This window comes from Streptomyces sp. NPDC127106 (genome assembly GCF_042677605.1).
Taxonomy (GTDB): Bacteria; Actinomycetota; Actinomycetes; order Streptomycetales; family Streptomycetaceae; genus Streptomyces.
Genome location: NZ_JBHXTC010000088.1, coordinates 1 through 13,312, shown reverse-complemented (window position 1 = coordinate 13,312; position 13,312 = coordinate 1). Strand labels below are relative to the sequence as shown.

10 protein-coding genes and 1 pseudogene are annotated in these 13,312 nt (G+C 74.5%); 4 read left to right on the top strand and 7 right to left on the bottom strand.

Annotation, left to right across the window (positions count from 1 at the left end):
- Positions 1 to 156 precede the first annotated feature (156 nt).
- Positions 157 to 459 carry an SH3 domain-containing protein gene (locus ACFVGY_RS35960; protein WP_385686222.1) on the bottom strand — a complete coding sequence of 101 codons (303 nt, stop codon included), beginning with the start codon at positions 457 to 459 and terminating at the stop codon, positions 157 to 159.
- A 130-nt stretch (positions 460 to 589) separates the two neighbouring features.
- Between ACFVGY_RS35960 and ACFVGY_RS35955 the strand changes: the two genes are divergently transcribed.
- Positions 590 to 2,824 carry a protein kinase gene (locus tag ACFVGY_RS35955; protein WP_385686219.1) on the top strand — a complete coding sequence of 745 codons (2,235 nt, stop codon included), beginning with the start codon at positions 590 to 592 and terminating at the stop codon, positions 2,822 to 2,824.
- An 82-nt stretch (positions 2,825 to 2,906) separates the two neighbouring features.
- Here ACFVGY_RS35955 and ilvD read toward each other — a convergent pair whose 3' ends face one another.
- The 4 genes from ilvD to ACFVGY_RS35935 form a co-directional block, all read right to left on the bottom strand.
- Positions 2,907 to 4,757: a dihydroxy-acid dehydratase gene (ilvD, locus tag ACFVGY_RS35950; protein WP_385686216.1), complete on the bottom strand. Its 1,851-nt coding sequence runs from the start codon at positions 4,755 to 4,757 to the stop codon at positions 2,907 to 2,909.
- A 136-nt stretch (positions 4,758 to 4,893) separates the two neighbouring features.
- Positions 4,894 to 5,526, bottom strand: a complete 633-nt coding sequence (locus ACFVGY_RS35945) for a TetR family transcriptional regulator (RefSeq protein WP_385686213.1) — start codon at positions 5,524 to 5,526, stop codon at positions 4,894 to 4,896.
- Entirely contained in the window at positions 5,523 to 6,350 is an 828-nt protein-coding gene (locus ACFVGY_RS35940) for a sugar phosphate isomerase/epimerase family protein (protein ID WP_385686210.1), read from the bottom strand. Before ACFVGY_RS35940 ends, ACFVGY_RS35945 begins: the two co-directional genes overlap by 4 nt.
- Positions 6,351 to 6,483: 133 nt before the next feature.
- Complete coding sequence (locus ACFVGY_RS35935; RefSeq protein WP_385686207.1) at positions 6,484 to 7,413, bottom strand: Ppx/GppA family phosphatase; 930 nt, start codon at positions 7,411 to 7,413, stop codon at positions 6,484 to 6,486.
- Between the two features lie 63 nt (positions 7,414 to 7,476).
- Here ACFVGY_RS35935 and ACFVGY_RS35930 point away from each other — a divergent pair, with 63 nt between their 5' ends.
- Complete coding sequence (locus ACFVGY_RS35930) at positions 7,477 to 8,322, top strand: hypothetical protein (RefSeq protein WP_385686204.1); 846 nt, start codon at positions 7,477 to 7,479, stop codon at positions 8,320 to 8,322.
- Positions 8,323 to 8,400: 78 nt separating this feature from the next.
- On the opposite strand, the gene ACFVGY_RS35925 is transcribed toward ACFVGY_RS35930, so the two are convergent.
- Positions 8,401 to 8,601, bottom strand: coding sequence for an antitoxin (locus ACFVGY_RS35925; RefSeq protein ID WP_385686201.1), 201 nt, complete (start codon positions 8,599 to 8,601; stop codon positions 8,401 to 8,403).
- Between the two features lie 84 nt (positions 8,602 to 8,685).
- Positions 8,686 to 10,419, bottom strand: a complete 1,734-nt coding sequence (locus ACFVGY_RS35920; protein WP_385686199.1) for a hypothetical protein — start codon at positions 10,417 to 10,419, stop codon at positions 8,686 to 8,688.
- Between the two features lie 150 nt (positions 10,420 to 10,569).
- Here ACFVGY_RS35920 and radA point away from each other — a divergent pair, with 150 nt between their 5' ends.
- Together radA and disA are read left to right on the top strand one after the other, a co-directional pair.
- A complete protein-coding gene (gene radA, locus ACFVGY_RS35915) occupies positions 10,570 to 12,018 on the top strand; it encodes a DNA repair protein RadA (RefSeq protein WP_385686196.1) in 1,449 nt (482 codons plus the stop codon).
- Positions 12,019 to 12,166: 148 nt separating this feature from the next.
- Positions 12,167 to 13,225 (top strand): annotated as a pseudogene (disA, locus tag ACFVGY_RS35910) (DNA integrity scanning diadenylate cyclase DisA); the annotation flags it as partial.
- Positions 13,226 to 13,312: the final 87 nt, after the last annotated feature.

Sequence of the window (13,312 nt, the reverse complement as noted above, 5' to 3'; positions counted from 1 at the left end):
GGGGGGGTCGCGTGGGGGTTCTCGTGATGTTCTTCGCCACCACCGCCTATAACCCACCGCGGGTGGGGGCGGGCCCGGTGCGACAAACGTGACCCACGCCCGGGGCGGGGCGGGGCGGTCCGGGCCGGCCCCGGGCGGGCGGCCCTGCCGCCGGTGTCAGCCGCAGGGGGAGGCGACGTAGCCGTCGCTGCCCGTCCTGACGTACGCGTCGGAGACGAACTGGCCGTTGCCGACGCAGTCCCAGATGTCGGTGGTGCCGTACGGGCCGCTGACCGTGTCGCCGTCCGTCTGGCAGCGGATCGTCACGGTCGCGCCGTACGGGAGGACCTTGACGATCGAATAGCCGGTGCCGGGGCCGCTGCGGACGTTCACCCGGTAGCCCGGCGCGACCGGGAAGGTCTGGAATCCGGACCCCGAGTCGAGGGTCTGGAATTGGCTGGATTCGTTCTCTTCGGACATGTGAAATCTCCCCCCTTTGGCGTTGCTCTGCGCAACTCGCGCAGGGTAGCAGGCCCTTGGAGATTCACACGGGACATCGACTAGGCTCCGGCGGGGGTGGTGAGCAGTGCAGTCACTACACGCGGACCACGTGGGCTTTCCGGAATACGCCGGCCAGTACCGGCTCGAATGCGTGCTCGGATCCGGCGGCATGGGCGTCGTCCACCTGGCCACGTCCGGCTCCGGGCTGAAACTCGCCGTCAAGATCGTGCACCCCCAGCACGCGGTCGACCCCGAGTTCCGCGCCCGGTTCCGCCAGGAGGTCGCCGCCGCCCGGCGGGTCAGCGGCGCGTTCACCGCGCCCGTCGTCGACGCCGACCCCGCCGCCGAGCGGCCCTGGATGGCCACCCTCTTCATCGACGCCCCCACGCTCGCCGAGCGCGTACGGGAGAGGGTGCTGGACCCCGCCGAGCTGACCCGGCTCGCGGCCGGACTCGCGGAGGCACTGCGCGACATCCACCGGGCCGGAGTCGTCCACCGCGATCTGAAGCCGAGCAACGTGCTGATGGCCCCCGACGGGGTCCGCGTCATCGACTTCGGCATCTCCCGGCCCGCCGACAGCGACCTGCGCACCGAGACCGGGAAGCTGATCGGGACGCCGCCCTTCATGGCGCCCGAGCAGTTCCAGCGCCCCCGCGAGGTGGGCAGCGCAGCCGACGTGTTCGCGCTGGGCGCCGTGCTCGTGCACGCGGCCACCGGGCGGGGGCCCTTCGACTCCGACAGCCACTACCTCGTCGCGTACCAGGTGGTGCACGGCGAACCCGACCTGACCGGGCTGCCGCCGCAGCTCGCGCCGATCGTCGCCCGCTGCCTGTCGAAGGACCCCGCCGAGCGGCCCACCGCCGACGCCCTCATCTCGGCGATGCGCGCCCTCGCGTACCCGACGGGCGAGGACACCCGGACCTTCGTCCCGCAGCCCCGGCGCCCCGCCTCCCCCACCGTGACGGACGCCGTGCGGCGCCGTGCCGAGGAGCCCACGCACCAGCGCGCGCAGACCGCCGCCGAAGCCGCCGCGGCTGCCGTGATCGCCGCGGGCGGCGCGAGCGGCGCGGACGGCGCGGGTGCCGGGACCGTACCGGGGCCGCCGGGCCGTGGCCGGCGGCGGACCCGGGCGGCGGTCGCCGCAGCGGTCGGGCTGCTGCTGGCGGGCGGGGCGGTGGGCGGCGGCTGGTACCTCCGGGGCGACGACGGCAGCCCGCAGCAGCGCGGCGGCGACGGCGCGCAGTCGGCCCGCGGCGCGCAGAAGCCGTTCGCACCCTGGTCGCGGGAGCTGGGCAGGCCGGGGACCGGGACGGCCGGGCCGGCCGGGACCGCGCCGTCGGCCTGCTCCTGGGCGGACGGAACCCTGTACTGCTCCGGACACGGGCTCGCCGCGGCCCGGCTGGACCCCGCCGACGGCTCGGTGGTGTGGTCCGTCCAGGCCTCCCCCGGCACGGTCGAGACCGCCGCCCCGCTGCACGACGGCGGACTCGTCCTCACCACCTCGGCCGGCAGCCGCACCCTGCGGGCGCTGGACCCGGCGACCGGGGCGGAGCGGTGGAAGCGGGTGCTGCTGGCCGGATCGCGGGTCGTGCCCGCCGGGCCGCGGGTGATGATCTCGCTGCCCGACGGCAAGGCGATCTCCGTGGACGCGGCCACCGGAGTCGCGCAGTGGACCAAGCCGTTCGGCGGGGTCGGCTCGGTGTGGTGTGCCGGCGAGGCGCCGGCCAAGCCGGGCGCGGCGCCCGCGCTGTACGTGGCCACGCCCGCGGCCGACGGGAAGTCCACCCAGGTCTCGGAGGTCGACCCCGTCACGGGCGCGGTGCGGATGCTGGCCCGGACGGCGGGCGCGGCAGAGCCGGTCGGCGTGGCCGGCGGCGGGCTGTTCCTGCTGGAGAACGACGCGGGGTCGATGGCCCGGTCGGTGCTGCGGGTGGACCTCGGCTCGCGGGCGGTGCGGTCGGTGCCGCTGTCGGCCCCGCTGCTCCAGGCCCAGGCGGCCGTGGCCCCCGACGGCACGGCGTACGTGTTCGGGGTGTCGGGGGCCCTGGCTGCGGTGGGCGCGCAGCGCGAGGAGTGGCGGCTGCAGACCGGGGTCACGGCGGCCTCGCGGCCCGTGCTGGGCGGTGACCGGCGGGTGTACCTGACGGCGGTCGACGGGCGGCTGCTCGCGGTGGACGGCACGGCCGGGCGGCTGGCGGGGCAGACGCAGCCGCGGATGGGGGCGGGGCGGGGGACGTTCACGGCGACGCTGCCGGCGCCGGTCGCCGCCGGCGGGCGGGTGTTCGCGACGGCGCCGGACGGGTCCGTCTTCGCCGTCGACGCCGGCGATCCGGCCGCCTGGTAGCTCCGCCGGTGCGCTGGGGTGGCTGGATGTGCCGGCGTCGGGTGGCCCCGCCCGGGGTGGTCGGGCGGGGCGGTGGGGTGGGTCAGGTGAGCTTCGTGACGTCGCGGACCGCGCCCTTGTCGGCGCTGGTGGCCATGGCCGCATAGGCGCGCAGGGCCGCGGAGACCTTGCGCTCGCGGTTCTTCGGGGCGTAGACGCCGCCGAGGGCCTCCCGGCGGGCGGCCAGGGTCGCGTCGTCGACGAGGAGGTCGATCGAGCGGTTCGGGATGTCGATCCGGATCCGGTCGCCGTCCTCGACGAGGGCGATGGTGCCGCCCGAGGCCGCCTCCGGGGAGGCGTGGCCGATGGAGAGGCCCGAGGTGCCGCCGGAGAACCGGCCGTCGGTGATCAGGGCGCAGGCCTTGCCGAGGCCCCGGCCCTTGAGGAAGGAGGTCGGGTAGAGCATCTCCTGCATGCCGGGGCCGCCGCGGGGGCCCTCGTAGCGGATGACGACGACGTCGCCCTCCTTGACCTGCTTGGAGAGGATCTTGTCGACGGCCTCGTCCTGGGACTCGCAGACGACGGCCGGGCCTTCGAAGGTCCAGATGGACTCGTCGACGCCGGCGGTCTTCACGACGCAGCCGTCGACCGCGATGTTGCCCCTCAGGACGGCCAGGCCGCCGTCCTTGGAGTACGCGTGCTCGACGGAGCGGATGCAGCCGTTCTCGGCGTCGAGGTCGAGGGTCTCCCAGCGCTCGGACTGGGAGAAGGCGGTCGCGGAGCGCTTGCAGCCGGGGGCGGCGTGCCACAGCTCCATGGCTTCGGCGGTGGCGGTGCCGGAACGGGCGTCCCAGCTCGACAGCCAGTCTTCGAGGTTCGTCGAGTGGACCGTGGTGACGTCCTTGTTCAGGAGGCCGCCGCGGTGCAGCTCGCCGAGGATGGCGGGGATGCCGCCGGCGCGGTGCACGTCCTCCATGTAGTACGTGCCGCCGGGGGCGACGTTCGGAGCGACCTTCGCCAGGCAGGGGACGCGGCGCGAGACGGCGTCGATGTCCTTGAGGTCGTAGTCCAGGCCGGCCTCCTGGGCGGCGGCCAGCAGGTGCAGGATCGTGTTGGTCGAGCCGCCCATGGCGATGTCGAGGGCCATGGCGTTCTCGAAGGCCTCGCGAGTGGCGATGTTGCGGGGGAGGACCGAGTGGTCGTCCTGCTCGTAGTACCGCTTGGTGATCTCGACGACCGTGCGGCCGGCCTCCTCGTACAGGGCGCGGCGGGCGGTGTGCGTGGCGAGGACGGAGCCGTTGCCGGGCAGGGCCAGGCCGATGGCCTCGGCGAGGCAGTTCATCGAGTTGGCGGTGAACATGCCGGAACAGGAGCCGCAGGTCGGGCAGGCGTTCTCCTCGATGCGCAGGACGTCCTCGTCGGAGACGTTCTCGTTGACCGAGTCGACGATCGCGTTGATCAGGTCGAGCTTGCGGACGGTGCCGTCCACGAGGGTGGCCTGGCCGGCCTCCATCGGGCCGCCGGAGACGAAGACGACCGGGATGTTGAGGCGCATGGCGGCCATCAACATGCCGGGGGTGATCTTGTCGCAGTTGGAGATGCAGATCAGGGCGTCGGCGCAGTGCGCCTCGACCATGTACTCGACGGAGTCCGCGATCAGGTCGCGGGACGGGAGCGAGTACAGCATGCCGCCGTGGCCCATGGCGATGCCGTCGTCGACCGCGATGGTGTTGAACTCGCGGGGGACGGCGCCGGCCGCGCGGATGGCGTCGGAGACGATCCGGCCGACGGGGGCGAGGTGGGTGTGGCCGGGGACGAACTCGGTGAAGGAGTTGGCGACGGCGACGATCGGCTTGCCGATGTCCTCGCTGGCTACGCCCGACGCACGCATGAGGGCGCGTGCGCCCGCCATGTTGCGGCCGTGGGTGACGGTGCGGGACCTCAGCTCGGGCATCGGGTTCACTCCCCATGAGTGCGGGGGCGCTCGCGCGCCGCCGCGACTGTGGATATGGCTCGGTTACGAGGCTACGCCCCCGGCCCGGGATACGGACAGCTCGTCCGGATGGCGGGATGCGAGGGTCAGCCCTCGGTCAGGCCTCCGTGAGGTAGCGCTGGAGGGTGGGCGCGACGAGGGCGACGATCGTCTCCGGGTCGGCGGACGCGAGGGGCTCGACCTGGACGACGTACCGCAGGATCGCGATGCCGACCATGTGCGAGGCGGCCAGCTCGGCCCGGAAGGTGGGGTCGGGGACCTTGAGTTCGGCGGCGACCCGCTCCAGGACGCGGCGCAGGATCAGCCCGCGCAGGACCTTGGCCGCGGCCTCGTGGGTCAGGGCCGAGCGGATCACGGCGAGGAGCGGGGCCCGGGTGACCGGGTTCTCCCAGATGCCCAGGAAGTAGCGGGCCAGGCGCTCGCCGATGCCGTCGGGGCCCTCGCCGAGGATCGCGGGGACGACGAGGGCGGGCTCCATGCTGAGCTCGATCGCGGAGGCGAAGAGTTCGTCCTTGCTGCCGAAGTAGTGGTGGACCAGGGCCGGGTCGACGCCGGCGGCCTTGGCGACGCCGCGTACGGACGTCTTGTCGTAGCCGCGGGCGGCGAACTCGGCGCGGGCGGCGAGGCGGATGCGCTCCTGGGTGCCCGGGCCGTCGTCGGCCTCGTCGTGGCGGGGCCGGCCGGGGCCGCGGCGGCGGGCGGGCCGGGCGGGCTGTGCTGGTTCGGTCATCGGCGGGGGGCGGGGGTGGTGGGGGCGGTGGCGAGGTGGAGGCGGGTGAAGGCCAGGGCCTCGGCGAGGTCGGCCTCGCGCTCGGCGGAGGACATGGCCCGGCGGGTGTTCACCTCGATGACGACGTGGCCGTCGAAGGAGCTCGCCGCCAGGCGTTCCAGCAGCTCGGCGCAGGGCTGGGAGCCGCGGCCGGGGACGAGGTGCTCGTCCTTGGCGGAGCCGTTGCCGTCGGCGAGGTGGACGTGCGCGAGGCGGTCGCCCATGCGGTCGACCATCTCCAAGGCGTCCGTGCGGGCGGTGGCGGTGTGGGACAGGTCGACGGTGAAGTGCCGGTAGTCGTCCTTGGTGACGTCCCACTCGGGGGCGTACGCGAGCATCTCGCGGTCGCGGTAGCGCCAGGGGTACATGTTCTCCACGGCGAAGCGGACGTCGGTCTCGTCGGCCATGCGGGCGATGCCGGAGACGAAGTCCCGGGCGTACTGGCGCTGCCAGCGAAAGGGCGGGTGCACGACGACGGTGCTCGCGCCGAGGCGTTCGGCGGCGGACCGGGCCCGCTGGAGCTTGGTCCACGGATCGGTGGACCAGACGCGCTGGGTGATCAGGAGGCAGGGGGCGTGGACGGCCAGGACGGGGATGCCGTGGGTGTCGGAGAGGCGGCGCAGGGCGTCGATGTCCTGGCTGACCGGGTCCGTCCAGACCATGACCTCGACGCCGTCGTAGCCGAGGCGTGCGGCGATCTCGAAGGCGGTCGCCGTCGACTCCGGGTAGACGGAGGCGGTGGAGAGGGCGACTTTCGCGGTCGGGATGCGGACGGGTTCTGCCACGGGGACAGGGTACCGAGGGCCCGGCCGGCCTGAAGGGCTCCCCTCCGGGCCCGGCCCGTGCCGGCCCGTACCCGCTCGGCCTCGGGCCGGCGCCCCGTCCTGCGGTGGGACGGCGGGCGGCGGGCGGCGGGCGTCACACGGGGAGGTGGTCCAGGCGGCGGAGGATGACGCCCTCGCGCAGCGCCCAGGGGCAGATTTCCAGGCTGTCGACCCCGAACAGGTCCATCGCCCCCTCGGCGACCAGGGCACCGGCCAGCAGCTGGGCGGCGCGGCCCTCCGAGACGCCCGGCAGCGTGCACCGCTGCGCCACCGTCATCTCCGCCAGCTTCGGCACCCACTCCTCCAGGGCCTTGCGGGTCAGGTCCCGCTGGACGTAGAGGCCCTCGGTCGAGCGGGCCGCTCCGGCGATCCGGGCGAGCTGCTTGAACGTCTTGGAGGTGGCGACGACGTGGTCCGGGGCCCCGAACCGGCTGAACTCGCGGACCGTCCGGGCGATCTGCGCCCGCACGTGCCGCCGCAGATCGCGGATGGCGGCCGGGTCCGGCGGGTCTCCCGGGAGCCAGGCGGAGGTGAGGCGGCCGGCGCCGAGCGGCAGGGAGACGGCCGCGTCCGGGTCCTCGTCGATGCCGTACGCGATCTCCAGCGAGCCGCCGCCGATGTCGAGGACGAGGAGCTTGCCCGCCGACCAGCCGAACCAGCGGCGGACGGCGAGGAAGGTCAGCCGGGCCTCGTCGTCGCCGCTGAGGATCGGCAGGTCGACGCCGGTTTCGGCCTTGACCCGGGCCAGGACCTCGTCGGCGTTGACGGCCTCCCGCACGGCGCTGGTCGCGAACGGCAGGACGTCCTCGCACCCCTTGTCCTCGGCGGCCTGCACGGCGTCGGCGATCACCGCCACGAGGCGGTCTATGCCGTCGGGCGTGACCGCGCCGCTCCCGTCGAGCAGCTGGGCCAGCCGCAGTTCCACCTTGTGTGAATGCGCGGGCTGCGGGCGCGCGCCGGGGTGCGCGTCCACCACCAGCAGATGCACCGTGTTCGAACCCACGTCAAGGACACCGAGTCTCATACGAGGAAACGCTACTGTGCGGCTGGGGTACGGGTTGCGTTAGGGGCGCTTAGGCTTGGGTTTGTGCCACATACGAAGAAGGCCGACAAGTCCAAGACCAAGACGAAGAGCAAGACGAAGCGCGCGGCCGAGACCGCCGCACGGGCTTCGTCCGGTGCGCTCGCGGGCGACGAGAAGGGCCTCGACTTCCCCCGGGCCTGGGTGGAGTTCCCCGACCCGGCCGATGCCGAGCAGGTCTTCCGCTGTGACCTGACCTGGCTGACGTCCCGCTGGACGTGCATCTTCGGCAGCGGCTGCCAGGGCATCCGGGAGGGCCGCGCCAGCGACGGCTGCTGCACGCTGGGCGCGCACTTCTCCGACGAGGACGACGAGAAGCGGGTCGCCGAGCACGTGGCGCGGCTGTCCCCGGAGCTGTGGCAGTTCCACGACGTGGGCACCGAGTCGGGCTGGGTGCAGAAGGACGAGGACGGGGAGCGGCAGACCCGCCGGTGGGAGGGTGCGTGCATCTTCCTGAACCGGCCCGGCTTCCCGGCCGGCGCCGGGTGCTCGCTGCACATCCTCGCGCTGCGCGAGGGGCGCGAGCCGCTGGAGACCAAGCCGGACGTGTGCTGGCAGCTGCCGATCCGGCGGACGTACGAGTGGATCGACCGGCCCGACGACACCCGGGTGCTGCAGGTGTCGATCGGCGAGTACGACCGGCGGGGCTGGGGTCCGGGCGGGCACGACCTGCACTGGTGGTGCACGTCGGCGACGTCGGCGCACGGCGCGGGCGATCCGGTGTACGTGACGTACCGGGCCGAGCTGACGGAGCTGATGGGCAAGGAGGGGTACGCGGAGCTCGTGAAGCACTGCGAGGCGCGGCTGGCCTCGCTGCTGCCGATGGCCCCACACCCCGCCGACCCGGTGTAGGCCGGGGCCGGCGGGTCACGTCGTGCGGTTCGCCGGCGCGTCTGTCTCCGGCTCGCGGTGCGTCCGCGGCCGGGGCGTTCAGTAGGTCCGGGGCGGCTCGTCCTGCCCGCTCTCCGGGGTGCCGAGCTGCTCCTTCAGCTTCTCCTGGGCCGTGTCGACCTGGCTCGTGTACTTGCTCCGGGTCTTCTCGTCGACGTGGTCGCCGGCCTTGTCGACGCCTTTCGCGGCCTGGTCCTCGTGGCCCTTCAGCATGTGCTTGAGCTTGTCCATCATGCTCATTCCGGCCTCCTCGACCTGGGGTGTCCTACCTCTCCAGGGTCTCCGGCGTGATCCTTTCGTGCACCTCGGGGCGGTTTGCCCTGCTCAAGGGGAGGGGTCGGCGGGTGTGCCCGGGTCCGGGGGAACCGTTCCGCCGGGGTCCGGGGAGGGCTCGGACGCGCTCGGGGTGGGGGTGGGCGTGGGCGTGGGCGTCGGGGAATCCGTGGGATCGGGTGTGGTGGGCGTGGGGGTCGGCGTCGGCGTCGTCGGGGTGGCCGTCGGGGTGGGGGCGGGGCGGCCGCGGCCCCGGACCGCGACCACCGCGCCGCCGGGGTCCACGGCGACGCGGGCCGCCCAGGGACCCGCGGGCTCGGTGTCGGGGTCGACGGTGATGTGCAGGGTGACCGATTCTCCGGGGGCCAGGGTGCCCGCGGTCCGGCTCGCCCGCAGCCAGGACGCGTCGGACCGGAGCTGCCAGTCCACCGGGGCCCCGCCGGACGCGGTGAGGGTGAGCACCGTGGTCCCGCCGTACGGGGCGGCGGCGACGGTGAGCCGGGCGGGGGCGCCCGGCCCGTCGGGGGCGCCCGGCCCGTCGGGGGCGGCGGGCGGCCCGGTGCTGATCACCTCGACGGAGACGTCCCGGCCGGGGCCGGGGGTGCCGGCCGGGAAGCCGGGGACACCGGTGGTCCGGGTGGTGAGGCCGGCTCCGGCGTTCTCGTAGGCGCGCATCGGGCCACCACCTTGGTGGGGCGGGACCTCGGACGTGCTCGCGGAGATCCGGCCGGATCCGGCACCCGCGGGCTCGCCGGCGCCGGGCTCGCCCCGGTACGCCGCCCACAGGGCCAGGACCGGGGCCGCGACGACGGTGGCGACGACGGTGGTGGTCACCGCGCGGGCGCGGAGCCGGTCGCGGCGGGCGGCCCGGTCCCGCGGGTCCATGGGGAAGCCGGTGCGGTGGAAGCGGGGGACGGCGGGGCGGCGGCCGCGGAGGGTGCGCTGCAGGGCCGCGTGGACGGCGGTCCGGGGTGCCTGGACGAGGGGGAGGGCTGCGTCGATGCCGCAGGAGCCGGGCCAGGGGGCGGCGGCGCCCGCGCGTTCGGCGGCGCGGCGGCAGCGCGGGCAGTCGTCGACGTGGCGGACGAGCTCGGCGCGCAGGGCGGTGGACAGCAGGAGCTGTCCGTCGCCGGTGAGCCGGGACACCGACGGGCAGCCGCCGGTCTCCATCGCGGCGAGGGCGGCGCGGGTGCGTTCGACCTCGCAGGCGGCGCCGGCGAGGAGCTCGCGGGCGGTGGCCGGGGGCGTGCCGAGGACGGCCGCGAGTTCGGGGACGCCGAGGCGGTGGCGGACGGCCAGTTCGAGGGCCTCGCGCTGTTCGGGTGTGGTGCCGGCGGCCTCGGGCCAGGCGAGGCGGGCGAGCTCGGTGCGCCGGTACGCGTTCACGTCGGGGGAGAGGGAACGTTGCGCCTCCGGCGCACGCTCGGCCCCGGCATGCTCCGGCGTGCGCCGGGTGGAGTGCGCCCCCGGGCGGCCCCGCCGCTGCCCGGTCAGGCGGCGTACGCAGGCCCAGCGGGCGAGGGCGTACAGCCAGGCCCGGCGGTCGCCCTCGTCGGGGCAGCGACCGGGGTACCGGTCGGCGACGGCGAGGACCTCGGCCAGCGCGTCGATGGCCGTGTCGTGGTCGCACAGCACCGACAGGCAGTAGGTGAACAAGCCGTCCAGGTACGGCTCGTGCCGGAAGGGCGGTGGCGGCTCCGCCGCGGTCCCCTCACGGGGTGTGCGCCCGTGCGCCCGTTGTGCGCCGGTGCGCGGAGCGGGGCTCTCCTGGCTGCTGCTGTCCACCCTGGCGAAGGTAGGCGGCCGCCCCGCGAGGGCCGTGAAGCCTTGAGCTGTTTTAGCCCTTACGGGTGAAGAGATCGAACAGGCGCTGACCGCGGCCCTGACGCCGGGCGCGGGCCGGGTCTGTCGGCGGGGGCGGATACCGTGGGCCGCATGGCTGCCCGTACATCCCGATCGTCCGCCAAGGACCGGCCCTCCTACCGCTGCACCGAGTGCGGCTGGACCACCGCGAAGTGGCTCGGCCGCTGCCCCGAATGCCAGGCCTGGGGCACCGTCGAGGAGATGGGCGCGCCCGCGGTGCGGACCACCTCTGCCGGCCGCGTCACGGCGGCCGCGCTCCCGATCGCGCAGGTCGACGGCCGGACCGCGACCGCCCGCAGCACGGGCGTGGACGAGCTGGACCGGGTCCTCGGCGGCGGGCTGGTGCCCGGCGCGGTGGTCCTGCTGGCCGGCGAGCCCGGTGTCGGCAAGTCCACGCTGCTGCTGGACGTCGCGGCCAAGGCGGCCAGCGCGACCCACCGCACCCTGTACGTCACCGGCGAGGAGTCGGCGAGCCAGGTGCGGCTGCGGGCCGACCGGATCGGGGCCCTCAACGACCACCTGTACCTGGCTGCCGAGACCGACCTGTCGGCCGTGCTGGGCCACCTCGACGCCGTGCAGCCCTCGCTGCTGGTCCTGGACTCCGTACAGACCGTGGCCTCACCGGAGATCGACGGCGCCCCCGGCGGCATGGCCCAGGTGCGGGAGGTCGCCGGAGCCCTGATCCGGGCGTCCAAGGAGCGCGGGATGGCCACGCTGCTGGTCGGACACGTCACCAAGGACGGCGCGATCGCCGGCCCGCGGCTGCTGGAGCACCTGGTGGACGTGGTCCTGGGCTTCGAGGGCGACCGGCACGCGCGGCTGCGCCTCGTCCGCGGTGTGAAGAACCGGTACGGGGCCACCGACGAGGTGGGCTGCTTCGAGCTGCACGACGAGGGGATCACCGGGCTCGCCGACCCCAGCGGGCTGTTCCTGACCCGGCGTGCGGAGGCGGTCCCGGGCACCTGCCTGACCGTGACGCTGGAGGGCAAGCGGCCGCTGGTCGCCGAGGTGCAGGCGCTCACCGTGGACTCGCAGATCCCCTCGCCCCGGCGGACCACGTCGGGCCTGGAGACCTCCCGGGTGTCGATGATGCTGGCGGTGCTGGAGCAGCGCGGCCGGATCACCGCGCTCGGCAAGCGCGACATCTACAGCGCGACCGTGGGCGGGGTGAAGCTCACCGAGCCGGCCGCCGACCTGGCGATCGCGCTGGCGCTGGCCTCCGCCGCGAGCGACGTCCCGCTGCCGAAGAACCTGGTGGCGATCGGTGAGGTCGGCCTCGCCGGCGAGGTGCGGCGGGTGACCGGAGTGCAGCGGCGCCTGGCCGAGGCGCACCGGCTCGGTTTCACGCACGCACTGGTGCCGGTCGACCCGGGGAAGGTGCCGCCCGGGATGAAGGTGACGGAGGTCGCCGACGTGGGCGATGCGCTGCGGGTTCTGCCCCGCCGGCGGTCCCGGGAGACGACCCGCGAGACGACCCGCGAGACGGCTCGGGGGACGGCCCGCGAGGCGGCCCGCGAGTAGCCTCCTGGCGGCCCGCGGCCGGGCCGGTACGGAGTCCCCCGCGGGCGCACCTCGCCAAGCCACGGCGGGCGTGCAGCACGCGCCGGTAGACTTTGTGCTGGTCCGCCCGGCCCACGCAGGCGGCGCAACCCGCGACCGGAGGAGTGCAGTGGCAGCCAAGGACGGGGCAGCAGCATCCGGTAAGTCGGGCGCGAGCTCCAGGCAGGAATCCATGATGCGTGCCTCGCTGAGCGCGGTCGCGCCTGGTCAGCCCCTGCGCGACGGCCTGGAGCGGATCGTCCGCGGCAACACCGGCGGCCTCATCGTCCTCGGGATGGACAAGACCGTCGAGGCGATGTGCACGGGCGGTTTCGTGCTGGACGTGGAGTTCACCGCGACCCGGCTGCGCGAGCTGTGCAAGCTGGACGGCGCGCTCATCCTGGACAAGGACCTGACGAAGATCCTGCGGGCCGGTGTGCAGCTGGTTCCGGACGCGTCGATCCCGACGGAGGAGACCGGCACCCGGCACCGCACGGCGGACCGCGTCTCGAAGCAGTGCGGCTTCCCCGTCGTGTCCGTCTCCCAGTCGATGCGGCTGATCGCGCTGTACGTGAACGGGGAGCGCCGCGTCCTGGAGGAGTCCGGCGCGATCCTGTCCCGGGCGAACCAGGCGCTGGCCACGCTGGAGCGGTACAAGCTGCGGCTCGACGAGGTCGCCGGAACGCTGTCGGCGCTGGAGATCGAGGATCTGGTCACGGTGCGCGACGTGACGGCGGTGGCGCAGCGGCTGGAAATGGTTCGCCGGATCGCCACGGAAATCGCGGAATACGTGGTCGAGCTGGGCACGGACGGGCGGCTGCTGTCGCTGCAGCTGGACGAGCTGACGGTCGGGATCGAGCAGGAGCGGGAGCTCGTGATCCGCGACTACGTGCCCGAGCCGACGGCCAAGCGGTCGCGGACGGTGGAGGAGGCGCTGCCGGCACTGGACGCGCTGACCCACCCGGAGCTGCTGGAGCTGGGCAACGTGGCGCGGGCGCTGGGGTACACGGGCTCGCCGGAGACCCTGGACTCGGCGGTGTCGCCGCGGGGTTACCGGCTGCTGGCGAAGGTGCCGCGGCTGCCGGGGGCGATCATCGAGCGGCTGGTGGAGCACTTCGGCGGGCTGCAGAAGCTGCTGGCGGCCAGCGTCGACGACCTGCAGACGGTCGACGGGGTGGGCGAGGCCCGGGAGGGGCGGCGTGGCTACGCTTGGGGTGGGGGTTGAGCCGAGGACCGGTGGGCACCGTGCCGATGAGACGACGCCGTCACTTCCACA